The sequence below is a fragment of the Imbroritus primus genome (genome assembly GCF_964332355.1).
Taxonomy (GTDB): domain Bacteria; phylum Pseudomonadota; class Gammaproteobacteria; order Burkholderiales; family Burkholderiaceae; genus Imbroritus; species Imbroritus primus.
Map to the genome: position 1 here is coordinate 1,049,653 of NZ_OZ201293.1, position 26,158 is coordinate 1,075,810.

The following is a 26,158-nucleotide window of genomic DNA, read 5'->3' on the forward strand; positions in this document are numbered from 1 at the left end:
CTCCTCTTTTGATAATAGATATTCGATGCAAATCAAGGCGGCCATGTTTTTCCGCTCTGGGGACGCCAGTATGGCCGCCAACCAGCACTGCAAGAAGATGGTGGAATCCCTGATGCTGCCTGCAGCGAAGGCGTCTTCAAATTGCCATGTAATAAATACCCTGAATATGTCTCAAACGGTATGAAAATAATTAATGCATGATATGTACATAACTAATGTATCGGTTGCGCGGGTTGTGGGAAGATAATAAAAATCTGGAGAAGAGAAGATGTATCGTTCACTCAGCCTGTATATCGACGGCGCATTTATCCCGGCAGACGAGCGTACGACGCGGCCCGTGCGGGATCCAGCAACCGGTACGGTGATTGGTGCGCTGCCCCTTGCCACCACGGCCGATCTCGATCGCGCACTGGCCGCTGCCCAGCGCGCCTTCGCAGCATGGCGCAACACCCCGGCACATGAGCGCTCCGCTATCCTGCGGCGTGTGGCCGAACTGGCGCGTGAGCGCGCGAGTGACATCGCCCGCTGCATCACGCTCGACCAGGGCAAGCCGCTGGCCGAAGCCAAGGGAGAAGTGGTGGCCTGCGCCGATCACGCCGAGTGGCATGCCGAGGAAGGGCGGCGCATCTACGGCCGGGTGATTCCCGCTCGCGCCCCGCATATCCGCCAGTTCACGGTGCGCGAACCGGTCGGCGTCTGCGCCGCCTTCACGCCCTGGAATTTCCCGTTCAACCAGGCTATCCGCAAGATGGTTGCGGCGCTCGGCGCCGGCTGCACGCTGATCCTGAAAGGTCCAGAAGAAGCGCCCAGCGCCGTGGTCGCACTGGCCGAGCTGTTTCACGATGCCGGCTTGCCGGCCGGCTGCCTCAACGTCGTGTGGGGCGAGCCGGCAGAGGTGTCACGCTACCTCATTGAATCGCCCATCGTACGCAAGGTTTCGTTCACGGGTTCGGTACCGGTCGGCAAGCAGCTTGCCGCGCTGGCTGGTGCGCACATGAAGCCGGTCACGATGGAACTGGGCGGGCATTCGCCCGCCATCGTGTGCGACGATGCCGATATCGACAACGCCGCTACCGTGCTCGCGCGCTTCAAGCTACGCAACGCCGGACAGGTTTGTACCTCGCCCAGTCGCTTCTATGTCCACGCGAAGGCCTACGACCGTTTCATGGCAGCCTTTCTCACGCAGATGCGCGAGGTGCGTGTCGGCCCCGGCCTCGATCCGGCCACGCAGATGGGACCGCTCGCCAACCCGCGCCGTGTCGCCGCCATGCAGCAGTTTGTCGACGACGCGCGCCAGCACGGCGGCCAGATCGTCACCGGCGGTTCGGCGGCGGCGACCGGCTATTTCTTCGAGCCGACGGTCGTCACCGAACTGCCTGATCATGCCATGTTGATGCGCGAGGAGCCTTTCGGGCCGATTGCGCCGGTGGTGCGCTTTACCGACCTTGACGACGCCATCGCCCGTGCCAACAGCCTCGCCTATGGCCTTTCGGCCTACGCCTTCACCGGCAGCACCGCGCGCGCGACACAACTGGCCAATACCTTGCAATCCGGCATGGTGCACATCAACCATATCGGAGCGATCAATCCGGAAATCCCGTTCGGCGGCATCCTCGACAGCGGCATGGGCCGCGAGGGTGGGGCAGAGACGTTCGACGGGTATCTGGTGACGAAGTATGTGACGCAGGTATGAGTGGTCGCCTCACGCCGCGCGTAAGGCGACCTAGCGCGGACCGGTCCGTCGCTGCGGCGGAATGGCGATCCATGTCACGGCCACCAGCGCCGCGAAGCCGACATAGAGCACCGTGAATACCCATGTCGGCCAATCGTAGTAGAGGAGCGCGCCAACCCAGCGCTCAATGAAGCCATTCGCACCAGGTGTACGGCCACGCAGCGCATCCTCCAGGACCGTCAGCGGACATGCCACGCCAATCAGCGCCGAGCCTGCGATGAACACGATGGCCGCGAGGTGCGCCACCCGCAGCCACCACGCATGCACCCACTGCCACTTGCGCCACGCGCCAATCCAGATCAGTAGCAGTCCGCCCACGACCGCGACGACGAACAGGGCATGCACCAGCAGTACAGCATCAGCCAGCCAGTACAGGAAGGCGTTGGGCATATCGGTTGCACGTGGCTCAGTAGTGCGGCGGCAGTTCGTCGCGCAGGCTCTGGAATGGCGCACCGCCTTCCGGAATCTGGCTCCGCAAGGCCTCGAGCTCCCGCGCCAGCCGCTCGATCTGCTGTTGCTGGCGGAACACCGTCTGGTTCAGTTGATCGAGTAGGTCGTCGGTGTAAGCAGCCTTTATCTCAAGATCAGTCAAGCGTTGATCAATGTCGGTCGAGTCGTGCATGGTGTGAGCGTAGGTGAGTTTTGAAGAAGACCTGTCGATTGAGATTGATATGCATCATATGCCTCAACTACTGAGGAGGCTAGTCAGTCGCTGCAGGCATCATGCATACATGAACCCTATGGAGCGAGGCGCTTGTGGCTGAAGGATTGCGCTGGCGGACGGCCTCTTGTCGTCGGTCCACTGGAAAAAGTGGGAATTCTGCCGTTGATTGCAAGTGTGATCATTACCTTCACTACGACATTGGGTGGCAAGAACCTTTCTTTTTATTGGTATATCGGGGCGGCGCTTGGAATATGGTGCTACTTCCTCGCGTTCCGTTTCCTTGAGGCCGCCTACTTGCTGCAACGCGCGATGATGCTTTTGGACGCCACCTTGGCGGGGTGGCACGAGAGGCCTTTTATGTCGCGCGCATAGCAGCATTCAATCATCCCCCAACGCCTCAAACCGCGCCGCCAGATCATCCACCAGGGCACGCACCGCTGGCAGCAGTCCACGCCGCGTGGCAAACACCGCATGCACGATCTCGCGGCGGGGCGCCCAGCCTGGGATGACGTGGATCAGTTCTCCCCGTGCGATCTGCTCGCGGACGATCATCGACGGCAATTGCACTACACCTACGCCGGCTAGCGCGGCGATGCGCAGGGTTGGCATGTCGCGCGTGATGAGGCGCGGGTGGTGACGGATCGTGGCCTGCGCGCCGTCGGGGCCGAACAGGTTCCAGGCATGGTCGTTCTGGGGGAGCCCGAGCGCAATGCTCGGCAGGTGGGCCAGATCGGCAGGGACCTGCGGCACCCCATCCTTGAGCAGGTCCGGGCAGGCGACCAGGCACTGGCTGCGCTCTGCCAGCACGCGCATGACCAGGTCGCTGTCTTCCAGCGGTGGTGGGCGGACGCGAATGGCAACGTCGATGCCTTCGCCGACCACGTCCACCCGCCGGTTGGTTTCCTCGAGGTGGATTTCCACGCCGGGGCAACCAGCCATGAACGCCGCGATCATCGGTGCAATCTCCATCTGCAGCAACGCGACCGGGCAGGTCATGCGCACCACGCCGCGCGGTTCCGAGCGGGTGCGGGCAATGGCTTCATCCGCCGCCTCCGCTTCTACCAGCATCGCCTTGCAGTGGCCGTAGTACGTCTGGCCCACCGGCGTGACCGCAAAGCGCCGCGTCGAACGCTGGATCAGGCGTACGCCGAGCCGCTCTTCTAGCAGTGCAATGCGGCGGCTCAGCTTGGACTTGGGAATGCCCAGCGCCCGTCCGGCAGGGGCAAAGCCCTGGTGGTCGACCACCTGCACGAAGTAGTACAGATCGTTGAGGTCTTGCATGGCGGCTCCGATGGCGTCATCCGGTGTTTATCGTTCTCCAGATGGGACAATGATGTCAAAAAATCCCATCTACCGGAAGTATCGTCGCAAAACTATCATGTTCACATGGATGCGGGACACACCTTCCCGCCAGGCACAGGAGAACGATATGAAGACCATTCGCGGCGTGTACAGCGCCCCCCGGCCGCACTGGGTGGGCAACGGCTTTCCGGTGCGCTCGCTGTTCGACTACAACGGGCTCGGCCGTCACCTCAGTCCATTCCTGCTGCTCGATCATGCGGCGCCGACCGTGTTTCCGCCGGCCAAGAAGCCGCGTGGCGTGGGCGAGCATCCGCACCGTGGTTTCGAGACCGTGACCATCGTCTACCAGGGCGAGCTGGCACACCGCGATTCGACGGGGGCGGGCGGGCAGATCGGCCCCGGCGATGTCCAGTGGATGACGGCAGCGGGCGGCATCCTGCACGAGGAGTTCCATTCGCCGGCCTTTACGGAGCAGGGTGGCACCATCGAGATGGTGCAACTGTGGGTGAACCTGCCGGCGCGCCACAAGATGGACGCGCCGGGCTACCAGACGCTGCTGAATGCCGATATCCCGTCGGTGGACCTGCCGGATGGCGCGGGACGCGTCCGGGTGATTGCCGGCGAGTTCGATGGCCGTCGCGGTCCGGCGCGCACGCACACGCCCATGAACGTGTGGGATGTGCGGCTGACCCAGGGCAGTACCAGCCGCTTTACCGCCACGGATGGCCATACGCTTGCACTGGTGGTGTTGCGCGGTACGGTCATGCTGAATGGCAGCGAAGTGGTCCGCGAGGGGCAACTGGTGCATTTCGCGCGCGCGGGGACCGAAGTGGAAATCGAGGCCAACAACGATGCCACGCTGCTGTGGCTGTCGGGTGAACCGATCGAGGAAACGGTGGTGGGGCACGGGCCGTTCGTCATGAACACCCAGGCCGAGATCCGCCAGGCCATCGACGACTTCCACGCCGGCCGCTTTGGCGAAATGCCACGGGAGACCGTTGCGACTGGCGCTTCCTGACACGCCCGCCAGCAGCCATCGACCCATCGGGATCATGCGATCCCGATGGGTCTCCGGGAGACTGCACCCGGCTGTCGCCACCCCGCCCACAACATCCGACCTCATGTATGGCAATGCGGAGCGCAGCCCGCCTGGCTCGCCCCGCTTGCCTGTTTCCGGCCATTCCTGATGGATGGTCACACCGCGCCGCTGCGCTACCTATCCGGTGGCTTGCGTTGCACCCCGTCCCTGCGACGGATTCTCACCCAAGGAGTAGACCATGACCAAGCCTTACGTTCGACTCGACAAGGACAATGCTGCCGTACTGCTGGTGGATCACCAGGCCGGCCTGCTGTCTCTCGTGCGTGACATCGATCCGGACAAATTCAAGAACAACGTGCTTGCACTGGCTGACATGGCCACGTATTTCAAGCTGCCGACTATCCTGACCACCAGTTTCGAACAAGGCCCCAATGGCCCGCTCGTGCCGGAACTGAAGGCGCAGTTTCCCGATGCGCCCTACATTGCGCGCCCCGGCAATATCAATGCCTGGGACAACGAGGAGTTTGTGGCCGCCGTCAAGGCGACCGGCAAGCGTCAGCTGATCATCGCCGGCGTGGTGACCGAGGTATGCGTTGCGTTTCCCGCACTATCCGCCATCGAGGAAGGGTTCGACGTATTCGTCATCACCGATGCCTCGGGTACGTTCAACGAAATCACGCGCCATGCAGCGTGGGAGCGCATGACGCAAGCCGGTGTGCAGCTGATGACCTGGTTCGGCGCCGCCTGCGAACTACATCGTGACTGGCGCAACGATATTGAGGGGCTGGGCACGCTGTTCTCGAATCACATTCCTGACTACCGCAACCTCATGACCAGCTACGCCACGCTGACGCAGGGGAAGTAAGCGCGGCACGCCGGACGCCGCCATGGCTTATGGCGGGCGGGTGGCGGCACATCGTGACCCGTCATGCCTGGGCCAGCCGGCCTGCGTTGCGGCCCGTCAGTTGTGCCAAACTGGTGTGCCCAACCAGTCGCGCCAATTCAGTCGCCTGATTTTCCGCGCTTGCGACGCTCCAGAAATGTCTTCAGCACAAGTGGATGGCAGTGCGCCGTATCTTTCGCCGCATACACCAGCGTGACCGTCCGCTCGCGCACCAGGGCCGCGAGCTGGTCCACGGCAGCCTCGCGCTCGCGCAGTTCCGCCGCATAACGCTCGCCGAACTCCGTCCAGCGGGCCGGATCGTGGTTGTACCACTTGCGTAGTTCGGTACTTGGCGCCACGTCCTTGAGCCACAGGTCGATATGCGCTTCCTCTTTTGTCAGGCCGCGCGGCCACAGGCGGTCGACCAGCACGCGGTAGCCGTCGCTCGCGGCGGGCGGATCGTAGGCGCGCTTCAGGCGGATGGTCATGGCAAGCCTCCCTTGCTGGTTGGCGGAACGATAGCCGCCGGCGGGTGCGATTCAGCCTGCCGCTACGCCCGGCACCGCCAGCAGGTGATTGGAGAATCCGCTTTCCGTCTCGCAGCGCCATGTCGCCCACAGCTTGCGGCCTTCGCGGCCAGCGTCATCGGCCTCCAGCGCGAGCCAGTTGCGTGCCGGCATCACGTACTTGTTGTGTCCCGGGAACAGCATCATCTCTACGGTGTACTGTACGTCGATATGCTGCGCCTTGCCTGCCATGCTGTTCAGCAGCGACAGGAACAGCCGTTCGGCCACGCCCATCAAGGACGGATGCACGATGGCGGACGAGGTGAACTGGTGGATCTGCGCCCAGGTTTCCGTCAGTGGCAGGTCGCGCCGCACGGCGGTGCCCCAGGCTGCCACATGCACGTCGCCGGAGACGAGCGAGACACGCAGCCGCTTGTCGCGGGCGATGCCGGAAAGCACTTCGAGCAGGCGCTTGCGCTCGCCTTCGTGGTCGTCGTGCGACCAGTGATCCTTCAGGTCATCCGCACTGCTGTCAATGACGTGGTCCTGCCCGAAGGTGTCGAGCAGGCCTTCCGCCAGCGACAGCTTGGGGTGCGCCACCGGTACCGACGACATGAACAGCAGGTGTTCGCAGCGGGCTTCCGCAGTCTTGCGCGTGCGTCCGCCGGCAGGTTTGCCTGCGGGTGCGGGCAGGGCGGCCATCCAGTCCTTGAGGCGGGACCAGGTAGTCGAGCCCATGACCTGGGTGCGCGAGCGCTCGGTGCGCAGATCTGCTGCCACGATGGCCAGCGGGCCAACACGGTATACGGAACTGAACCCCGGCTGCTGGTCGAGCATCGGCAGGGCAAGTGCGTCGCGCTTCAACGCCGCGCTCCAGGCAATGGGCGCGTAGAGCGGGTCGTTGCTCTGGAAACCCGCCGGCGTGGCATCGGTCAGGTCGGGGAGGTCGTCGAGTGCGTGCTGCATCTGGAACACCCAGAACGCCCGGCGCGCATGGCGGAACATCACGCGGAACAGTTCGCAGCGCTGCATGGCGCAGCTGTAGGAGCCCCAGCCATCGAAGATGTCGTGGTCGTCCCACATCATCACGGTGGGAACGCGCGCCAGGCCATCCGCCGCATCGAGGTTTGGCGCCTGCGCGCCCCACGGACGGCGCTTCTCCGGCAGCCAGCGCTGGCGGTAGAGCGTGAAGTAATACTGCTCGATCTCGCGTTCGAGGGCGGCATTGACCTTGAAGTCCAGCTGCTCCTGCCGCGACAGGCTGACCCAGTGCTTGAGCGTGGGAATATCTTCCCAGATCGAATCGAAGTAGATCTGGTCGCCCCCCATCAGCAGCACATGAAAACGTTGCAGCCCCTTGTCGTGGATGCGCTCCTCGTGCCACAGCTGCTCCTTGTCGAGCAGCCGATCCCCAGGGCGCAGCAGGCGGTCGTGACTTTCCAGCAGGTCCTGCCACACGGTATTGGCCGGGCGGACCAGCTTGCGCATGCCGCTGGGGTCGGAGAAGCCATTGCATGATACGTACGCGATCCGCGGCGCAGTGCCGGTTGCCGGCACTGTGAAATGCCAGACCGGTCCGCCTTCGATGCCATATTCCACACGGCGCTCCTGCGCCTGCATCTTGCAGGCAAGGTCATAGCGCAGGTAGCGTTCCTTACGGAACAGCAGCAGCTCGCGCGGGCGGCCTGCGTCGCGTCCTTCTACCAGCAGCCTGGGCACCGGGGCATCCTCGTGCACGCCGATCAGCGCCGTGACGCGCCACATATCATTGTTGCCGACGCCGCGAAACGACAGTACCGGGCCGATGAGCATCTGCTCCGCCATGTGTCCTCCTGCTGTTGTGATTTTTTTGCGAGCCTATCACGCACCGCCGCGCCATGGAACTTCGCCGCCCGCGTGTTGCGGACGTGTACGTCGTCACACGGTGTACGGCTCTTCCACCATCCGCTGCGAAATCCACCAGATACTGCCGCTCGGATCGCGCACACCGCCTTGCCGGTCGCCATAGGGCTTGTCACCGACCTCCATCACCAGCTCGCCGCCATGCTGCAGCGCGCGTGCCACCGCGGCATCGGCATCGTCCACGTAGAAATAGTACGTGCTCGCCATCGGCGGATACTCCTTGTTGCTCTCGCCCACCATCACCGTCGATGTGCCGAGCCGGATCTGAGCATTGGAGATGCCGCCATCGGGGCGCATGGAGCGTAGTGTCTCCGTGCCGCCGAGTCCGTTGACCAGAAAAGCGATGAGCCGTTCGGCGTCCTGGACGATGAAATAAGGGGTGACGGTGTTGAAGCCGGGAGGGATGTACATGAGGTTGCTCCTTGGAAAAGGAATGCGTCCCAGAACCTGACAGACAAGGAGCTTTTTCTTTGCGGAGGACCATGCACGCAAGGCCGCTCCGAAATACTCAGGTCATGTCGAGGCCGGTGGCAAACTGCTGCAGCCGAAGTCCTTCAGCATGTGCTTCTGCCAGCAACTGGCTCCAGTCATCGGGAGGATGCCCGTTTTCCAACATCCTGCGGAACACACGATACGCATCATCCTGGCTTTCGCAGGCGCGTTTGGTGTCCTCATCATTGACCCAAGCAAACACAACCACCTTGCTTGGGGCGTGATAGCGAAAGAATAGACGGTATTGCTGAAAGAATTTGGCTCGAAACCAATGCTTGTGGTGATCACCCAGCGTACCGCCCTGACGGTACTCGGGCCGAGCGGGGTCCTGCGGGATGAGGTCGAATGCCAGTCGAGTGATAGCCGCCAATCGTTTCGCGGCATTTTTCTTCACATAGCCAGAAGGATCTTTCTTCTTGAGCGCCTGGACTTGTGCAGTCAATGCCTCTAGCTGAGCAATGAACAAGGGGTGCGCGAACACCGCCCAGCCGTGAATGAGCAATGGTGCAGCCGTGCGTCCGCTCATTCATCATCTGCCGAGAGCGGGGCATCCAGATCGACATCGACGCCTTGCGTCAGCGACTGAAGGCGCTGCACGAAGCGGCGATCAACGGCTTGCAGGCGCGCGGGATGGCGCGCGATGTCGTCGGCCAGAAACCCCAGAAATTGTCCAAGGACGGGGTCTGCTTCGTCGGCAGACTCTGCGCGCGTCAACACGACCTCGCCGCTGGGGCGGATCGTGTAGTGAATCCTGTCGCGCTTGTCCAGCCGCAGGGCGCGGCGTACGGATTCGGGGACTGTGGTCTGGTAGCGGTCGGTCAGTGTCGATTCGGCTTCGAGAATGGCAGGCATGACGAACTCCTAGAATGCAATTGCATTGTAATTGTAATGCAATTGCATTGTTTCTTCCAGGCTCGCTATTCGCCGTATATCGTGCGGTGAATATGGCGCATTTTCTCCGCTCGGTTTGAGGGCGAGGATTCCAGACCAATAATCTGGCGTTATCCATATGGATACTGGTAAAACAGCCGGACCTTGTTGTGTCAGGGAGCATGATCGACGAGGTGCTTGCCTGTCTCAAAGTTTCTCGTCGACGCTCAAATTTTATCGACTACTGATTTAGGCGCTGCGTTACAAGCCTCGCACCATTCGATAAATTCGACTACATCCAAATACTGCTCCCCACGCTCGATCTTCGACACATAGCTTTGCCCCTTGCCCAATTTTTCAGCAAGTTGTACTTGCGTCAGACCGCTCTGTAGACGCGTCTTGCGCAACACTTTTCTAAGCGTTTCGTACCGTTGACCATAGATCATGAACCCATGCTATAGTCCGGTTTGGAATAGTCGATTTTAGACTATTTTGGCGCGCAAGGGAGCGAAAAAGTGAGAAAGTATATCCGCGAAATGGTAGCGAGGACTTTGTCTATGTACAGCGTGGGAGCGCTTGGACTTATCAGAGCTAATTGCTACGGTCAGCCCAGATGAATCCGCATCCGATTTCTCCGCTCGCTATAGAGGACCGATTTCGTCGAGCGCTGCTCAGTTCCTCGCTCAAGACATTGGCTGCGCTGGTCGACGACGACGCAATAGTGGTCGATGCTAGCGGTTGCGTTTACGACAAGCGCGCGATTCTGTCGCATTTCGCTTTGTTAGCAGAACAACTGGCAAGTCTGGACTTGCTGGATTGGCATGTGCAGGCATGGGGTGATACGGCGGTCGTGGTGTCGCGCGTGCGACGATTGATGATCGTGCGCGAAATCGGGAAAAGGCATGCCGTGTCGGAGGTCGTGCGCTACACACGTGTATGGCGCATGGTGAGCGGCGCATGGCGACTGGCGGCGTCACACGCGACGTTGGTGCACACTGGCGATTCGTCGTCCTCCGAATAAGCGGTCGATAGGCTGTTTCGTTTCCTTTGGCAAGGTGAGCTATCCCTTCAGCCGCGTGAGGCGCTGGTCCTGTGTGGGCGCGACGCTCAGTCATTTTTTTTGCTCCTTCTTGGCCCTGGGGGCATTCCACGAATATTCCTGGTTGGAAGCCATCAGGCGTGTATTCAACGTGCTCACCGGCAGATTGATCATGCGCTTGAAAATTTGAAAGATCCTTGCATCGTCGAAAGAGCAGATGCGGTATGTCTGAGAAATTGGACTGCAAGAACAGACATGAAATCGCTGTAGATCAAGGCACAGCGTGCGGTTGACGGAATTTTGAAAAAATTTGGCTCATGAAGATATAGCTAGATATTCAGCACTTTCAAATTTGTTCCAAAACCGAATATTTCTGAGCGTTGGCTCTAGTGCGTTAGCGGAGCATGTGTGTTGCCGAGGCTTACGCTTCAGGTTGCTGGAACATCCATGACCGATATCGCCGATACCCCATACCATCCCGTTTCACCGCTGGTAGCCGAAGACCGCTTCCGCCGCGCCTTGCTGAATTCCTCGCTGCGCACGCTTGCCGCGTTGCTGGACGACAGCGCTATCGTGGTCGATGCGAGCGGCTGCGTGTATGACAAGCGGGCGATCCTGTCGCACTTTGCCTTGCTGGTCGAGCAGTTGGTGGGACTCGACCTGCTGGAGTGGCATGTCGAGATCTGGGGCGACACGGCGGTGGTGGTGTCGCGGGTGCGTCGGCTGGTGCTGGTCAAGGATCCCAGCAAGGGCGCCGGCAAGGGCGGGGTGATATCGGAGGAGGTGCGCTATACGCGGGTATGGCGCATGTACGATGGCGCGTGGCGGCTGGCGGCCTCGCATGCGACGGTGCTGCACGATATGGACCGGCCGTCGGGTGGGCAGGGCGGCGAGCAGGCTGCGGTGGATGCGGCACGGCCGCCTGGCGGATCACAGACGTGAGCAAGGTGCGGGCGACAGGGCCGTGTATGGTGCGTGCGGTGTGGATATGGTGGGTGCTTGCCCGGCATCTTCAGCTTTGCTTCATCTCCGACCGTATAATCAGCTGCATGCGCATCCTGCTTGTCGAAGACGACCTTTCCCTGGGCGAGTCGATCGAGTCGTGGCTCAGGCTCGATGGCTATGTCGTGGACCGCGTGACGCGCGGCGATCACGCGGAGGCGGCATTGGCGACGCATGACTACCAGTGCCTGCTGATCGACCGCGGCCTGCCGGGTGTGACGGGCGATGCGCTGCTGCGCCGCCTGCGCGAGCGTCACGCGACGACTCCTGTGATCATGATTACGGCGCGCGATGCGGTGCGCGACCGGATCGAGGGGCTGGATCTGGGCGCAGACGATTACCTGGTCAAACCATTCGATCTCGAAGAGTTGTCGGCACGCATCCGTGCAGCCATCCGGCGGCACGATGGTCGCTCCTCGCCCGCCTTGCGGCACGGCGGGCTGGTGCTGGACGAGGCAGGTAAGCAGGTGACCCTGCATGGCGCACCGCTGACGCTGACGGCGCGCGAGTTCGCGGTACTGCATGCGCTGATCCGCCGGCCCGGCCACATCGTGTCCCGCGCACAGCTGGAAGAGGCGCTGTACGGGTGGGGCGACGAGGTCGAGAGCAACGCCATCGAAGTGCATATCTACAACCTGCGGCGCAAGCTGGGTGCCGGCTGGATCGAGACCATCCGGCGGCAAGGATATCGTCTGGGAGATTCACCCATGAACCCGCCTGCAGACGGCAAGATCGCCAGCGCGGCGGACAATGCTGCTGGCGATACAGATGCCGACGCTGGTGGCGAGGCTGCAAGCGGGTCGACAGGCCCATCCGTACATTCCCGGGCGCGCTGACATGGCATTGCGCTGGTTTGCCCGCAGGTCTTCCCTCCCTTCCGCACCGCCGCATGGCTATTCGCTGCGGCGGCGGCTGATTGCGACAACGGTCGGGTCGAGCGTGATCGCCGGCCTGGTGAGCACGGCCATCGTGCTGGCCATTGCCTGGAAGGAAACCAACGAGACATTCGACGATACGCTGGAAGAGGGCGCCAAGCTGGTGCTGGCGCTCGGTGAGGACGTGGCGGGCGGGCCCGTGCGCCCCGATGCCGATCGCGGCAGGCAGGGCGCAACGATGGGTCTCGACTACCAGATCGTGTCGCGGGAAGGCGTTGTCCTGCGGCGCGGCGAGGATGCGCCGAAGCAGCCGTTCGTCGATCCCGGCAGCAAGGACGACAAATTCTACGACACGCGAGTGGATGGCGAATGGTGGCGGGTCTACGTGCGCCGGCACAAGACGCTGGGTTTTTCGGTGCAGATCGGTCAGGAATGGGATGACCGCAGTGCCCTGCTGCGCGATGGGCTGGCCGCGCTGGCCTGGCCTTTGGCTGCATTGTGGGCGGTGCTCGGGCTGGTCAACTGGTGGCTGGTGCGGCGGCAGCTGGCGCCGCTCGACCGCATGGCACAAGGCCTTGCCGCGAAGTCGCCCAGCGACCTGTCGCCGGTACGGGACGATAGTCAGGCGCGCGAAGTGCAGTCGGTGGTGACGGCACTGAATCGCTTGCTGGCGCGCCTCTCGCAGGCGCTGGAAGGCGAACGCCGCTTCACGGCTGATGCGGCGCACGAATTGCGCACGCCGCTGGCCGCGCTGGCATCGCGCATCCAGGTGATGCAGCGCAGCTATGCGGCCGATATGGAATCTGCCATGGCACCGGCGCTGGCGGCAGATCTGCAGCGCTTGCGCGAGGATGTCGCCCGCAGTACCGCGCTGGTGGAAAACCTGTTGCAGCTGGCGCGGCTCGATCCGCAGTCCGCCGACGCGGTGGCGATGGATCGCATCGACATGCAGGCACTGCTCGACGAGGTCGTGCGCATGTGTGCTGCGGCTGTGAAGGGGCGGCGCATCATGGTTTCGGTTACCTGCGACGTGGTGACGATGGCCGGGCACTACGACTGGCTGTTCAGTGCCTTGCGCAATCTGCTCGACAACGCCATCCGGTATGGCCGGGAGGGCGGGCGCGTGGAGGTGTCTGCCAGCCACCGCGGCGGGACGATCGAGATCGCGGTGCGCGACGATGGTCCGGGCGTGGCATCGGCTGACCTTGATCACTTGACGCAGCGTTTTTTTCGGGTACTCGGCACGGGGACGCAAGGCAGCGGTCTGGGTCTGTCGATTGCAGCGCGCGTAGCCGAGCTGCATGGCGGGACACTGACGTTTGGCAAGGGGCTCGATGGGGTTGGGTTGGGCGTGGTGTTGACGATCCCAGTCAAGACCGCAGGCTGAGCAGTATCGCGCAGGACAGCGATACGGGACTCGCGGCTCAGATTCACTTCATGTTGGGGTGGTGCAATAACGGTGTGTTCAATGTCAACGCCGTTATCGGCGCAAGGAGTTCATCATGAAACTGGTCCAGATCCGTCCGTCCCGTTCCTTCCTTCCCGCTTCGCTGCGTTCGCCGCGTACCCTCGTCATGGCCACGCTGCTCGCCGGGGCATTCTGCGCCGGCGCGGCGCTGGCGCAGAACTATACCGGCCCCAGCACGGCCGGTACGACCGCTGCGGCCCGATACACCGGCCCGACCACGGTACAACCCACAACCGTCAAGGCGTTGCTCGCCAATGGCAAGGACGATCAGAACGCCATCCTGCGCGGCCGCATTGTGTCGCATGACGGTGGCGAGCATTACACCTTCGACGATGGCACCGGCCGTATCCGCGTGGAGATCGACGCCAAGCGTTTCCCCGCAGGCCGGTCGATCGACGACAAAATGACCGTCGAACTGGTGGGCGAGCTGGACAAGGGCATCAGGTCGGTCGAGTTCGATGTCGACGAGGTGCGTATCCTGCCTTGATGCGTGGCATGTCCATGCAAGCACGGGCGATGCAGGATGAAAGCGGTGTTCTCAGGGGGGAGCGCCGCTTTTTTTCATGCTGAGGACGGTATGGTACCGACGGTAGATGGGACAGGCACGCAGCGTATCGGTAGCCCCAATGAAAAAGGGCCATCGATGATGACCCTGTCTGTTGGTGGATAGCTCTGCCGGTGCTGCAGCTGCCGTTGCGATTGCCTAGCGCAGCCGCTCCGGCGGCCCCCGCCGGCGTTGCCGGACAGGAATCGGCTTGGGTTGCAGAAAGTAGTTGGTGTGAGGATCGAACGGCTTGCCCAGGTACGAAACCCATACCTGCACGCCATGTTCGGTTTCTGCGACGATCGCAGAGATTGCGCGCGCTGCGGCGCCGGGGGTGGCTTTCAGCAGCACACCGAGTGCTTCAACTCCTTGCACGACATAATGCTTGACGCCCTTGAAACTGGCGTACTGCCGCATGGCAGAAATCAGCTGACGAGCCATAAGACTTCGACGACCTCCCTCTGTTGGTTAACAAGACGAAACACATCTGTCAGATATGACGATACGCCCAAAGTTCGCTGCAGGCGAGAGGATCTAGGGTAAACCCCGTATCTTCAATGTGGCTCGCTGGAGAGCCGCATGAAATCGAGGTTTTCCGGCAGGTCAAGCGCCACCCCCGTTGCTGGCAGGGTCTTGTGCCGCCCAGGCGGAGCTGATGTTTGCGGCACAGCACAATGTGCCAATCCATGCACGGGGCCGCTTGGCCATTGCACCAAAACCGAATCCTGATGGACCTCATTGGTCATCGCTTGTTCTATTTATTAGATTTTGCTAAATTAGAAAAAACTGATATACGACGGCAGTGAGCAATAACGATCCGACTTTTCTGCAGGCGCAGGCGGCTGAGGCAGCCGGCATGCTGCGTGCCCTTGGTAACCCGCATCGGCTACTCGTGCTGTGCCTGCTGATCGAGCATGGCGAGATGGCTGTCGGTAGCCTGCTGGAGCAGGTGCCATTGAGCCAGTCGGCCCTGTCGCAGCATCTGGCGAAGATGCGCGAGGAGGGGCTGGTGAGCTACCGGCGTGAAGCGCAGATGCTGTACTACCGCATCGAGAACCCGGACGTGGCGCGGGTGATCGCGACGCTCAAGGCGATTTTCTGTCCATGAGGTCAGGCGGGTTGCCGGGCCGGTGGTGTGTGATGTGAAATGGGAGAGTGCGATGAAGACCAATGTAGGTGGTGTGGACCGTGTACTGCGCATCGTTGTGGGTGTGGTGTTGATTGCGCTGGCGGCAACCGGGACGGTCGGCTGGTGGGGCTGGCTGGGGGTGATTCCGCTGCTGACTGGCGTGTTCCGCTTCTGCCCGCTGTATCCGCTACTCGGGCTCAGCACTTGCCCGCTGGCGCGCGACAAGTAACCGTAACACCGGTGGGTGGCCGCACGCTTGGCGGGCCGTTGCCATCGCCCTTTGCCGGGTGCCTGCCGGGGCACCCGGGCGCGCTCCCGGCGCGTCATGCACATGCGCAAACCATCCTGCGTGGGGCTGTGGGATAATTGCCGGGTTTGCCCAGAGTGCAGCTCAAGAGGTTGTCCGTACGGGCGCGCGAGGGTCTTCCGTTCCCACGGCCCGCTTTCCTGTCAGCGAATTTTTCGATAAACAACATGCCCGCATATCGTTCCAAAACCTCCACGGCCGGCCGCAACATGGCGGGCGCGCGTTCCCTGTGGCGCGCCACCGGCATGAAGGATGAAGATTTTTCCAAGCCCATCATCGCGGTGGTCAATTCGTTTACCCAGTTCGTACCGGGCCACGTGCACCTGAAGGATCTGGGCCAGCTCGTGGCCCGCGAGATCGAGGCGGCCGGCGGCGTCGCCAAGGAATTCAACACTATTGCGGTGGACGATGGCATCGCCATGGGCCACGACGGCATGCTGTATTCGCTGCCGAGCCGCGACATTATCGCGGACTCCGTGGAGTACATGGTCAACGCGCATTGCGCCGATGCCATGGTGTGCATCTCCAACTGCGACAAGATCACCCCGGGCATGCTTATGGCTGCGATGCGGCTGAACATTCCGGTCATCTTCGTCTCGGGCGGCCCGATGGAAGCGGGCAAGGTGCGCCTCGCCGTACCGGGTGCGAATGGCGAGCAGACCATCCAGATCAAGAAGCTCGATCTGATCGACGCCATGGTCATGGCGGCCGACAGCAAGGTGAGCGATGCCGAAGTGGCCGAGGTGGAGCGTTCTGCCTGCCCGACCTGCGGTTCGTGCTCGGGCATGTTCACCGCCAACTCGATGAACTGCTTGACCGAGGCACTGGGTCTCTCGCTGCCGGGCAATGGCACGGTGGTGGCTACGCATGCTGACCGCGAGCAGCTGTTCAAGCGCGCCGGTAGCCGTATCGTCGAACTTGCGCGCCAATACTACGAACAGGAAGATGCGTCGGTACTGCCGCGTTCCGTCGGCTTCAAGGCTTTCGAGAACGCCATGACGCTGGATATCGCCATGGGCGGTTCCACCAACACCATCCTGCACCTGCTGGCCATCGCGCAGGAAGCGGAGATCGATTTCTCGATGGCGGATATCGACCGTCTCTCGCGCACCGTGCCGCAGCTGTGCAAGGTTGCGCCGAATACCAACAAGTACCACATCGAAGACGTGCATCGCGCGGGCGGCATCATGGCCATTCTCGGCGAGCTGGAGCGCGCCGGCAAGCTGCACACGGATGTGCCGACCGTGCATGCCAAGACCCTGGGCGATGCGCTGGAGCAATGGGACATCATCCGCACCAGCGATGAAGCGGTCAAGACGTTCTACATGGCCGGGCCGGCCGGCGTGCCGTCGCAGGTGGCCTTCAGCCAGAACACGCGCTGGCCGAGCCTCGATGCCGACCGCGCCGAAGGCTGTATTCGTTCGTATGACCATGCCTTCAGCAAGGAAGGCGGTCTGGCGGTGCTGACTGGCAACATCGCGCTGGATGGCTGCGTGGTCAAGACGGCGGGCGTGGACGACTCCATCCTCGTGTTCGAGGGCCCGGCCCATGTGGTCGAGTCGCAGGACGAAGCCGTGGAAAACATCCTGGCCGACAAGGTCAAGGCTGGCGACGTGGTCGTGGTGCGCTATGAAGGTCCCAAGGGCGGCCCCGGCATGCAGGAGATGCTCTATCCGACGAGCTACATCAAGTCGAAAGGACTGGGCAAAGCCTGTGCGCTGCTGACCGATGGCCGTTTCTCGGGCGGTACCTCGGGCCTGTCCATCGGCCATTGCTCGCCCGAGGCGGCAGCGGGCGGTGCGATTGGGCTGGTGCGCAACGGCGATCGGATCCGCATCGATATTCCCAACCGAACGATCAACGTGCTGGTCAGCGACGAGGAACTGGCGAAACGCCGGGAGGAGCAGAACGCCAAGGGTTGGAAGCCGGCCAAGCCGCGTCCCCGCAAGGTGTCGGCTGCGCTCAAGGCCTATGCCAAGCTGGTGATGTCGGCCGACAAGGGCGCGGTGCGCGACCTGTCGTTGCTGGACGACTGATGCAATGCAGGCTGCTGGCCTGCTGCTGCAAGAACCGCTCTTCGGAGCGGTTTTTTTTCGGCTTGGTGGTGCGCTGTGTTACGGGGCAAGGTTGAGGTATCCGCCAAGGACATGAAGGGCCGGCGGTATCCTCGCGCGGAGCCGGCATACCCGGGGATGCTCCAAAACAAAACCGCCATCCCGGAGGATGGCGGTTTGAGGTATGAGGTACGTGGAGGGCGGTGTCGCGGGTCAGGCGGCGACCTTGGCGCTCGCGACCTGCTTGGCGATGTATTCCAGCGCTTCTTCCACCTGGTCAATCAGGATCAGGCACAGGTCGCCCGGCCGCAGACGGGCCAGCGCCGCATCGATGGCCGGGAATTCGCCGCGGATTTCCTCGACATGGCTGGCGCGCGTGGCGCCTTCGAGGCCCTGGCGCAGCAGCGCGAGCACTTCTCCGTCGGCACGGCCACGCTGGCACTGGTCTTCGTACAGGATGACATCGTCGAACACCTGGCCGAGGATCTGCGTCTGCTGGCGGATGTCAACATCGCGGCGGTCGCCCGCGCCGCTGATGACTACGCTGCGGCGCTGGGCCGGCATGGCTTCGACGGCCTTGACGAGCGCCAGGATGGCATCCGGATTGTGGCCGTAGTCGGCGATCAGCGTCGCACCGCGGTACTCGAACAGGTTGAAGCGGCCCGGTGCTGTGGCCGCATCGCTGACGAAGCTGGCCATGCCGGCAGCCAGGGTGGCCATGTCGATGCCGAGCGCCCAGGCGGCGCCAGCGGCAGCCATGGCGTTCTCCACCTGGAAGTTGATGGTGCCGTTGTGCGTGAGCGGGATGGCGGCGAACGGCAGGCGGATTTCCGTCTCGCCTTCGGCCAGCACGATGGCATCGCCGTCGGTGTACACCACGCGCAGACCCTTGGCACGGTGCGTGGCGAGGATCGGGTTGTTACGGTCGGCGGCGAAGTAGGTCACCGAACCGGGGCAGTTGGCCGCCATGCGCGCGACGATGGGGTCAGCGGCATTCAGTACGGCGGTGCCGTCCGGCGCTACGTTCTCGACGATCACACGCTTCACTACGGCCAGGTCTTCGACCGTGCTGATGTAGTTGAGGCCGAGATGGTCGCCCATGCCGATGTTGGTCACCACGGCGACCTGGCAGCGGTCGAAGCCGAGGCCTTCGCGCAGGATGCCGCCGCGTGCCGTTTCGAACACGGCGGCGTCGACCATCGGATGCATCAATACGTTGCGCGCGCTGCGCGGGCCGCTGCAGTCGCCGGTGTCGATGCGCTGCTTGCCGATGTATACGCCATCGGAGTTGGTCATGCCGACCGTATCGCCGTTCATGCCGAGCAGATGAGCGATGAGGCGCACGGTAGTGGTCTTGCCGTTGGTGCCCGCCACGGCGGCGACAGGAATACGGCCGTCGTCGCCGTTCGGGAACATCAGGTCCATGATGGCTTCGCCGACCTGGCGGGGCTTGCCGTACGACGGCGCAAGGTGCATGCGCAGGCCCGGCGCGGCATTGACTTCGACGATGCCTCCGCCTTGCTCCTCGAGCGACTGGTGGACGTTATTGCAGACCACATCGACGCCGCAGATGTCGAGGCCGACCATCTGCGCGGCAGCCACGACACGCGCCGCCCATTCGGGATGCACGTCGTCGGTGACGTCGGTGGCGGTGCCGCCGGTGCTGAGGTTGGCGTTGTTGCGCAGAACGACCAGTACGCCGGCCGGCGGTACGGAATCAGGGTTGTAGCCTTGCGTGGCGAGCGTGGCCACGGCGATATCGTCGAGGCGGATCTTGGTGAGCGAGGTGGCGTGGCCGTCGCCGCGCAGCGGGTCCAGATTGACCTTGGCGACCAGTTCGCGGATCGACTGCACGCCGTCGCCGGTCACTTGCGGCGGATCGCGGCGAGCGGCGGCGATCAGCTTGTTGCCGACCACCAGGGCACGGAAATCGTGGCCTGGAATATAGCGTTCGACAATCACGTCGGAGCGGAAGCGCGAAGCGACTTCATAGGCCGCCATGACCTGCTCCCGCGTCGTGATGTTCACCGCGACGCCCTTGCCCTGGTTGCCGTCACGCGGCTTGACCACGACCGCGCCGCCGATTTCCTGGGCGGCTGCCCAAGCGTCTTCCGCGTCTTCCACGGACCGGCCGACCGGTACCGGCACGCCAGCGGCGTGCAGCAGGGTCTTGGTGAGTTCCTTGTCCTGGGCGATCGATTCGGCGATGGCGCTGGTGCCGCTGGTTTCCGCGGCCTGGATGCGTTTCTGGCGGCTGCCCCAGCCGAACTGCACCATACTGCCTTCGGTCAGGCGGCGATACGGCACGCCGCGGGCGATGCCGGCCTGGACGATAGAGCCAGTGCTCGGTCCGAGGCGCACGTCTTCATCGAGCTCGCGCAGCCGGTGCAGGGCGTCCTCAAGCTCGAACGGGGTGTCGTTCAGCGCGGCGCGGCACAGTTGTTCGGCCAGCTCGCAGGCGAGGCGGCCGACGGCTTCTTCCGTGTATTCCACGACCACCTGGAAGGTGTCGGCTTCCGGCGTGGCCACGGTACGGCCAAAGGTCACCGGGCAGCCAGCCTTGGCCTGCAGCGCCAGCGCGGCGGCCTCGAAGGCGTGCGCAATCGACGTGGCCTGCAGGTGGCCGGCCGGCTGCAGCATGCCGATGTCCGGGAAGCGGCTGCGCAGGCGCTCTTCAAAGCCGGGCAGCGCCTCGAGCGTCAGTTCGTTGTCCGAGCAGTGGACGATGGCTTCGATTGCCGTATGGCGGCTCCACAGATTGGGGCCGCGCAGCACGCGGACGCGCGAGACTTCCATGAACAGGTTTTCCAGAGAAACGGTAGGGCAGGGGGGCGTGGTTCGCTTTAGCATTGTGCGGTCTCTCAGGCGAGTTCTGCAACAGGCTGCAAGGTACTTTCTGCGCGGATGCCGGCAGCCATGAGCTGGGGCGCAACGCCCAGCACCCAGGCGGCGCCGAGCGAGGCCAGCACGCTGATGCTCGGCTGGGTGTCGTAGCGCTCCAGCAGGGTTTCCGCCGTGCCATGCGCCAGCACGATGCTGCCGTTGCGCGGGAACACGGCGCGGCCGTTGGCGGCGAGGTGCGCGGCCACCACCGGGCTGTCGGCACGGGTGCTGAAGAACACCACTTCGCCGTCGCTCAGGCGGGCCATGTCGGCCACCTGCTCGTCATCGGCATTCAGCACGGCATAGCCGGAGGACAGCACGACGTCGACCTGCGTGCGGAACACATTGAACATCTGGTCCGGCTCGAGAATCGAGAATTCGGGCAGCGTCTCGGCCGGGTCGAGGTCGGTCACCACGGCCACCTGGCAGCGGTCGTAGGCGAGGCCTTCGGACAGGATGGCGCGGTTGCCGTTCTCGAACACGGCGGCTTCCACGGCGCGGTTGAGCAGCGTGCGGTGCGCCGACTTCCAGTTGGCGCAATCGCCTTTTTCGATCTGGCGGTCATTGACGAACAGACCTTCGCTGCAGGCCAGGCCCACATTGGCGCCATTCAGGTGCAGCAGGTGGGCGATGCGGCGTGCCACGGCGGTCTTACCGGTGGAGCCGGTGATGCCGACCACGGGGATGCGGCCGTCGTCCGTATCAGGGAACAGGTGCTCGACGATGGCACGGCCCACCGGACGGGCTTCGCCTTCGGCTGGCTTGAGGTGCATCAGCAGGCCGGGGCCGGCGTTGACTTCGACGATGGCGCCGCGCTGGCCTTCGAGCGGCTGCGAGATGTCTTCCGCCACCAGGTCGATGCCGGCGATGTCGAGGCCGACGATACGGGCGGCGAGCACGGCATGGGCGGCCACGGACGGGTGCACGAGATCGGTCACGTCATGCGACATGTTGCCGCTGCGCTGGATGAGCACCGACTTGCCGGCGGGCGGCACGGAATTGGCATCGTAGCCCTGGCGCTTCAGTTCGAGGCGGGCGGACGAGTCGATGCGGATGAAATTGAGCGGGTGGTCCTCGGTACTGCCACGGCGCGGATCGGTATTGATCTGGCTTTCTACCAGCTGGCTGATGGTCGACACGCCGTCGCCGGTGACGCTGGCGATCTCGCCGCGCGCCGCTGCCACGACCTTGCCACCGACTACCAGCAGGCGGTGTTCCTGGCCCGGAATGAACCGTTCGACCAGTACGCCGCTGCCTTCGTCCACGGCCACTTCCCAGGCGGCGGCGATTTCCTCGCGGCTGGTGATGTTGGTGAACACGCCGCGGCCATGGTTGCCATCGGTGGGTTTGACGACCACCGGCATGCCGATGTCCTCGGCGGCTTCGTAGGCGTCTTCCAGCGTTTCCACCAGCCGGCCTTCGGGCACGGGCACGCCGCAGGCGGACAGCAGGCTCTTGGTCAGGTCCTTGTCGCGCGACACGCTTTCGGCGATCGCGCCGGTGCGGTCGGTTTCGGCGGTCCAGATGCGGCGCTGGCGTGCGCCATAGCCAAGCTGGACGAGATTGCCTTCGGTCAGGCGGATAAAGGGAATGTCGAGATCGTCGGCGGCGTCGACGATGCAGGCCGTGCTCGGGCCGAGGCAGCGCGCATCGGTCAGGGTGCGCAGTTCCTCGACCGTGGCGGCGACATCGTACGGACGGTCCTCGATGGCGGCCATGACCAGGTCGCGGGCGGCGATCAGGGCGGCGCGTGTCACATCTTCATGCCAGGCGCGGACGATCACTTTGTAGACGCCCACCTTGGAGGCCTCACGGGCCTTGCCGAATCCACCGGGCAGACCGGCGAGATTTTGTAGCTCAAGGGTCACATGTTCCAGAATGTGGCCTGGCCAGGTACCTTCCTTCAGGCGCCGCAGGAAACCTCCGCGTTCCCCGTAGCTGCAACGGTGCTCGATCAGGGTCGGCAGCCATGCCTCGAGGCGCTCGGGAAAGCCCGGAATGAGGTTGGACGGGAAATTCTCCAGCTCGCCGATATCGATCCAGGCTTCCAGGACAGGGCGATACGTCCAGATATTCGGTCCGCGCAGGGACAGGATGTCCAGGATTTCAATATCTTTTTTGGTCATTTGGGCAGGCACGCTAAGGCTGAGGCTGGATAAATCGTCAAATGGTGATCTATTAACGTTCAGGTTCGCGAATGGTTTACGTGATACGCGAAAAAAAGAAATCTTTTGGGGCGGGCGGCGCACAAGGTGGCGAATGGTTATACTTGCCGCAACCTGGCGGGGACCGCCATTCGCCGGAAAGCAAGAATGGCAATATCCCGCTTGCGCAGGACGCCAGCCGCTACCGGCGGAACATGGAAGCCATTGTGGAACGTGTTGGCGGACATGGCGGCGCGCAAATGTATCGAAAAGAAACGGTTTTGCACCATGTCGGCGAAAAACGGCCTCCAGGCGTTTACCGCGCATGACGTTCTCCCCGCCACTTGCCGACCGCCCAGCCGCCTTGCCGGGCAGGCCGGCGCTGGTATGTCGGCTCCCGGATGTGCGCTGTTCGGCATTTCGATGCGCGCCTGACCCGCACCTGGCGATTTCCGGGGCCGCGCAGGCCGGTGCCTGCAAGTTACAGCCTGTCACCAATTCATGAAGATCGACGATATGCAACCCACCCCGTCCGCAGCGATTTTGCCGGGCGCCAGCCCGCGTGCGGCGCTGGACGGGCAACTCCAGCCGGGCGAAAGCCTGCTGGCCGTACTCGACCTGGATCTGGACGACCGCCTGCACTATGGCAGCGGCATCCTTGCGCTGGCCAGCGGGGCGTCCGGACAGCGCCTGCTGGCCTGCACACCCGGCACGGGCGCATGGCAGAGCTGGCCACTGGCCGCCAACCACGGACTGCGCCATTTCGACCACGCCGGCGTGGGCACCATCGAGCTGCACGATCCGCAGGGTCGGCTTGGCCGCTGGCGGTATACGCTCGGGCATAACCCGACCGCGCTGAAACTGGTCACGGCATTCGAGGCTGCTCGCGGTGCGCTGGCGGGAATCGAGCCTGCGGATGATGACGCGTTCCCGGTCGAGCAGGTCGAGGCCGAATCGGCTGGCGCGCGTTCCGACCGCTGGGCGCTGCTGCGCCTGTGGCGTTTTGCCCGGCCATACCAGTGGCAATTGCTCGGTGGTTTCCTGCTGATGCTGGCGGCCACGGGGGCGACGCTCGTGCCGCCGTACCTGACCATGCCGCTGATGGACGAGGTGCTGATTCCTTACCAGAACGGCGTGCCGATCGATGAATCCAAGGTCAAGCTCTACCTCGGCGGGCTGCTGGCGGCAGCGCTGGTGGCGTGGGTGCTAGGCTGGGCGCGCACCTTCATCCTTGCCAAGGTGAGCGAGCGCATCGGCGCCGACCTCCGCACGACGACCTATGAGCACTTGCAGAAACTGTCGCTGGAATTTTTTGGCGGCAAACGTACGGGCGACCTGATCTCACGTGTCGGCTCGGAAACCGACCGCATCTGCCTGTTCCTGTCGCTGCATCTGCTCGACTTCTTCACCGATGTGCTGATGATCCTGATGACGGCTGCCATCCTCGTCTCGATCAACCCGTGGCTGGCGCTCGTGACGCTGCTGCCGCTGCCGTTCATTGGCTGGATGATCCACGTGGTGCGCGACCGGCTGCGCCACGGTTTCGAAAAGGTGGACCGCATCTGGGCCGAGATCACCAATGTGCTCGCCGACACCATTCCCGGCATCCGCGTGGTCAAGGCTTTCGCCCAGGAAAAGCGCGAGGTGGCGCGCTTCCGCGAGGCCAACCGCCATAACCTGGCGGTGAACGATCGCGTCAACAAGATCTGGTCGCTGTTCACTCCGACAGTCACGCTGCTGACCGAGATCGGCCTGCTGGTGGTGTGGGCCTTCGGCATCTGGCAGGTGTCGAGCGATCACATCACCGTGGGTGTGCTGGCCGCCTTCCTGGCCTATATCAGCCGCTTCTACACGCGCCTCGATTCGATGAGCCGCATTGTCTCGGTGACGCAGAAAGCCGCGGCTGGCGCCAAGCGTATCTTCGACATTCTTGATCACGTTTCCAGCGTGCCGGAACCGGCCCAGCCCCGCCATCTGGCCAAGGTGGACGGCCGCATCGACATCCGCAACATCGGTTTCCGCTATGGCAACCGGCAGGTGGTGCGCAATCTCAGCCTGTCGATTGCGCCAGGCGAGATGATCGGACTCGTCGGCCACAGCGGTTCCGGCAAGAGCACGCTGGTCAACCTCATCTGCCGTTTCTACGATGTGTCGGAAGGGGCAATCCTGCTCGATGGCGAGGACATCCGCGCGTTGCCCGTCACCGAATACCGCCGCAACATCGGCCTGGTACTGCAGGAGCCGTTCCTGTTCTTTGGCACGATTGCAGAGAACATCGCCTATGGCAAGCCGGACGCCACGCGCGAGGAAATCGTCGCGGCGGCGCGTGCCGCGCACGCGCACGAGTTCATCCTGCGCCTGCCGCACGGCTACGATTCACTGGTCGGCGAACGCGGCCAGTCGCTCTCGGGCGGCGAGCGCCAGCGCATCTCGATCGCGCGCGCGCTGCTGATCGACCCGCATATCCTCATTCTCGACGAGGCCACGTCCTCGGTCGATACGACGACCGAGAAAGAAATCCAGAAGGCGCTCGACAACCTCGTGCGCGGCCGTACCACGATTGCTGTGGCGCACCGCCTGAGCACGCTGCGCAAGGCCGACCGGCTGGTGGTGCTGGACCGTGGCCAGGTCGTGGAGATCGGTGGACACGATGAACTGATGGCGCGGCAAGGCGCGTACTACCGCCTGTACCAGGCGCAGGCGCGTCAGGCCGAGCAGGATCAGGCGCATGAACAAGATGCTCTGGGCGAGGAGGAACTGGCATGAGTACGCACGCTTCACAAGCCTTCACGCTGGCCCGCAATCCTTTCGGCAAGCTGCTGTTGTCGTTTGCCGATGGCACGCAACATGAAGGTGTGGTGCCGGTCCGCGCCTTTCCCATCAGTGCCCCGGATCGCGGTATCGCACTGGTCAGCACGGATGGCAAGGAGCTGGTCTGGATCGCACAGCTCGCGGATCTCGATGCGGCAGCACGCCAACTGGTGGCGGAGGAACTGGGCAGCCGCGAGTTCATGCCCCAGATCCAGCGGATCCGCTCGGTATCCGGCTTCACCACGCCGAGCGTCTGGGAAGTTGATACCGACCGAGGCCCGACGGCATTCACGCTGAAGGGCGAGGAGGATATCCGCCGTCTCGCCGCGCCCATGCTGCTGATCGCCGACAGCCATGGCGTGCAGTACCTGATCCGCGATTTCGCGGCGCTCGATCGCCCGAGCCGCAAGCTGCTTGACCGTTTTCTCTGAGTCTCGAGACGACAACAAAAAACGCCGGGTATGCCCCGGCGTTTTTTGTTGCGCAATGGCGTCCGCCCGGATCCCACAGCG

General features: G+C 63.3%; 26 protein-coding genes and 1 pseudogene. 15 read left to right on the plus strand and 12 right to left on the minus strand.

The genetic code is table 11. The features are described from left to right. The first annotated feature begins 268 nt into the window (after positions 1-268). Positions 269-1,693, plus strand: coding sequence for an NAD-dependent succinate-semialdehyde dehydrogenase (locus ACQ3C8_RS04820; protein ID WP_428852655.1), 1,425 nt, complete (start codon positions 269-271; stop codon positions 1,691-1,693). A 30-nt stretch (positions 1,694-1,723) separates the two neighbouring features. Here the strand turns inward: ACQ3C8_RS04820 and ACQ3C8_RS04825 are convergent, their stop codons facing one another. Further along, positions 1,724-2,122 (minus strand): DUF2784 domain-containing protein, encoded by a 399-nt coding sequence (locus tag ACQ3C8_RS04825; RefSeq protein ID WP_428852656.1) that lies wholly within the window; start codon positions 2,120-2,122, stop codon positions 1,724-1,726. Positions 2,123-2,138: 16 nt separating this feature from the next. Then, a complete protein-coding gene (locus ACQ3C8_RS04830; protein ID WP_428852657.1) occupies positions 2,139-2,354 on the minus strand; it encodes a SlyX family protein in 216 nt (71 codons plus the stop codon). 132 nt (positions 2,355-2,486) lie between these two features. On the opposite strand from ACQ3C8_RS04830, the gene ACQ3C8_RS04835 reads away from it, so the two are divergent. Continuing rightward, positions 2,487-2,768 carry a hypothetical protein gene (locus ACQ3C8_RS04835; protein ID WP_138750462.1) on the plus strand — a complete coding sequence of 94 codons (282 nt, stop codon included), beginning with the start codon at positions 2,487-2,489 and terminating at the stop codon, positions 2,766-2,768. Positions 2,769-2,774: 6 nt separating this feature from the next. On the opposite strand, the gene ACQ3C8_RS04840 is transcribed toward ACQ3C8_RS04835, so the two are convergent. Further along, a complete protein-coding gene (locus tag ACQ3C8_RS04840) occupies positions 2,775-3,677 on the minus strand; it encodes a LysR family transcriptional regulator (RefSeq protein WP_009521388.1) in 903 nt (300 codons plus the stop codon). Between the two features lie 148 nt (positions 3,678-3,825). Between ACQ3C8_RS04840 and ACQ3C8_RS04845 the strand changes: the two genes are divergently transcribed. After that, positions 3,826-4,716: a pirin family protein gene (locus tag ACQ3C8_RS04845; RefSeq protein ID WP_009521387.1), complete on the plus strand. Its 891-nt coding sequence runs from the start codon at positions 3,826-3,828 to the stop codon at positions 4,714-4,716. Positions 4,717-4,975: 259 nt separating this feature from the next. Then, positions 4,976-5,602, plus strand: a complete 627-nt coding sequence (gene ycaC, locus ACQ3C8_RS04850) for an isochorismate family cysteine hydrolase YcaC (protein WP_009521386.1) — start codon at positions 4,976-4,978, stop codon at positions 5,600-5,602. A gap of 137 nt (positions 5,603-5,739) precedes the next feature. Here ycaC and ACQ3C8_RS04855 read toward each other — a convergent pair whose 3' ends face one another. The 6 genes from ACQ3C8_RS04855 to ACQ3C8_RS04880 form a co-directional block, all read right to left on the minus strand. Then, entirely contained in the window at positions 5,740-6,108 is a 369-nt protein-coding gene (locus tag ACQ3C8_RS04855) for a DUF488 domain-containing protein (RefSeq protein WP_428852658.1), read from the minus strand. A gap of 51 nt (positions 6,109-6,159) precedes the next feature. After that, a complete protein-coding gene (locus tag ACQ3C8_RS04860; RefSeq protein WP_428852659.1) occupies positions 6,160-7,950 on the minus strand; it encodes an alkaline phosphatase family protein in 1,791 nt (596 codons plus the stop codon). A 93-nt stretch (positions 7,951-8,043) separates the two neighbouring features. After that, on the minus strand, positions 8,044-8,439 hold the full coding sequence (locus tag ACQ3C8_RS04865; protein WP_428852660.1) for a VOC family protein: 396 nt from the start codon (positions 8,437-8,439) through the stop codon (positions 8,044-8,046). A 97-nt stretch (positions 8,440-8,536) separates the two neighbouring features. Then, positions 8,537-9,046, minus strand: a complete 510-nt coding sequence (locus ACQ3C8_RS04870) for a type II toxin-antitoxin system YhaV family toxin (protein WP_428852661.1) — start codon at positions 9,044-9,046, stop codon at positions 8,537-8,539. Further along, positions 9,043-9,372 (minus strand): type II toxin-antitoxin system PrlF family antitoxin, encoded by a 330-nt coding sequence (locus ACQ3C8_RS04875; protein ID WP_009521381.1) that lies wholly within the window; start codon positions 9,370-9,372, stop codon positions 9,043-9,045. Before ACQ3C8_RS04875 ends, ACQ3C8_RS04870 begins: the two co-directional genes overlap by 4 nt. A 245-nt stretch (positions 9,373-9,617) precedes the next feature. After that, positions 9,618-9,836 (minus strand): helix-turn-helix domain-containing protein, encoded by a 219-nt coding sequence (locus ACQ3C8_RS04880; RefSeq protein ID WP_009521380.1) that lies wholly within the window; start codon positions 9,834-9,836, stop codon positions 9,618-9,620. Positions 9,837-10,003: 167 nt separating this feature from the next. On the opposite strand from ACQ3C8_RS04880, the gene ACQ3C8_RS04885 reads away from it, so the two are divergent. From ACQ3C8_RS04885 to ACQ3C8_RS04905, 5 genes are all read left to right on the plus strand, one after another. After that, complete coding sequence (locus tag ACQ3C8_RS04885) at positions 10,004-10,411, plus strand: nuclear transport factor 2 family protein (RefSeq protein ID WP_428852662.1); 408 nt, start codon at positions 10,004-10,006, stop codon at positions 10,409-10,411. A 465-nt stretch (positions 10,412-10,876) separates the two neighbouring features. After that, entirely contained in the window at positions 10,877-11,371 is a 495-nt protein-coding gene (locus ACQ3C8_RS04890) for a nuclear transport factor 2 family protein (RefSeq protein ID WP_428852663.1), read from the plus strand. Positions 11,372-11,478: 107 nt separating this feature from the next. Then, positions 11,479-12,267, plus strand: coding sequence for a response regulator (locus ACQ3C8_RS04895; RefSeq protein ID WP_428852664.1), 789 nt, complete (start codon positions 11,479-11,481; stop codon positions 12,265-12,267). Position 12,268: 1 nt separating this feature from the next. Continuing rightward, a complete protein-coding gene (locus tag ACQ3C8_RS04900; RefSeq protein ID WP_428852665.1) occupies positions 12,269-13,693 on the plus strand; it encodes an ATP-binding protein in 1,425 nt (474 codons plus the stop codon). 115 nt (positions 13,694-13,808) lie between these two features. Next, positions 13,809-14,261: a YgiW/YdeI family stress tolerance OB fold protein gene (locus ACQ3C8_RS04905; protein WP_428852666.1), complete on the plus strand. Its 453-nt coding sequence runs from the start codon at positions 13,809-13,811 to the stop codon at positions 14,259-14,261. Positions 14,262-14,477: 216 nt separating this feature from the next. Here the strand turns inward: ACQ3C8_RS04905 and ACQ3C8_RS04910 are convergent, their stop codons facing one another. Further along, positions 14,478-14,759 carry a hypothetical protein gene (locus ACQ3C8_RS04910; RefSeq protein WP_428852667.1) on the minus strand — a complete coding sequence of 94 codons (282 nt, stop codon included), beginning with the start codon at positions 14,757-14,759 and terminating at the stop codon, positions 14,478-14,480. Between the two features lie 415 nt (positions 14,760-15,174). Here ACQ3C8_RS04910 and ACQ3C8_RS04915 point away from each other — a divergent pair, with 415 nt between their 5' ends. From ACQ3C8_RS04915 to ilvD, 3 genes are all read left to right on the plus strand, one after another. Further along, positions 15,175-15,426 carry an ArsR/SmtB family transcription factor gene (locus ACQ3C8_RS04915; RefSeq protein WP_009521372.1) on the plus strand — a complete coding sequence of 84 codons (252 nt, stop codon included), beginning with the start codon at positions 15,175-15,177 and terminating at the stop codon, positions 15,424-15,426. Between the two features lie 52 nt (positions 15,427-15,478). Beyond that, on the plus strand, positions 15,479-15,676 hold the full coding sequence (locus tag ACQ3C8_RS04920) for a YgaP family membrane protein (protein ID WP_009521371.1): 198 nt from the start codon (positions 15,479-15,481) through the stop codon (positions 15,674-15,676). 245 nt (positions 15,677-15,921) lie between these two features. Further along, complete coding sequence (gene ilvD / locus ACQ3C8_RS04925; RefSeq protein WP_009521370.1) at positions 15,922-17,790, plus strand: dihydroxy-acid dehydratase; 1,869 nt, start codon at positions 15,922-15,924, stop codon at positions 17,788-17,790. A 231-nt stretch (positions 17,791-18,021) separates the two neighbouring features. On the opposite strand, the gene cphA (ACQ3C8_RS04930) is transcribed toward ilvD, so the two are convergent. Together cphA (ACQ3C8_RS04930) and cphA (ACQ3C8_RS04935) are read right to left on the minus strand one after the other, a co-directional pair. Next, positions 18,022-20,604, minus strand: coding sequence for a cyanophycin synthetase (gene cphA, locus ACQ3C8_RS04930; protein WP_428852668.1), 2,583 nt, complete (start codon positions 20,602-20,604; stop codon positions 18,022-18,024). 107 nt (positions 20,605-20,711) lie between these two features. Beyond that, a pseudogene (gene cphA, locus ACQ3C8_RS04935) lies at positions 20,712-22,817 on the minus strand (cyanophycin synthetase); the annotation flags it as partial. Between the two features lie 71 nt (positions 22,818-22,888). On the opposite strand from cphA (ACQ3C8_RS04935), the gene ACQ3C8_RS04940 reads away from it, so the two are divergent. The 3 genes from ACQ3C8_RS04940 (at position 22,889) to ACQ3C8_RS04950 (ending at position 26,077) form a co-directional block, all read left to right on the plus strand. Continuing rightward, positions 22,889-23,164, plus strand: coding sequence for a hypothetical protein (locus tag ACQ3C8_RS04940; RefSeq protein ID WP_428852669.1), 276 nt, complete (start codon positions 22,889-22,891; stop codon positions 23,162-23,164). A gap of 172 nt (positions 23,165-23,336) precedes the next feature. Beyond that, positions 23,337-25,601, plus strand: coding sequence for an ABC transporter ATP-binding protein (locus ACQ3C8_RS04945; RefSeq protein ID WP_428852670.1), 2,265 nt, complete (start codon positions 23,337-23,339; stop codon positions 25,599-25,601). Beyond that, complete coding sequence (locus ACQ3C8_RS04950) at positions 25,598-26,077, plus strand: DUF1854 domain-containing protein (protein WP_428852671.1); 480 nt, start codon at positions 25,598-25,600, stop codon at positions 26,075-26,077. The genes ACQ3C8_RS04945 and ACQ3C8_RS04950 overlap by 4 nt, the downstream gene beginning before the upstream one ends. Positions 26,078-26,158: the final 81 nt, after the last annotated feature.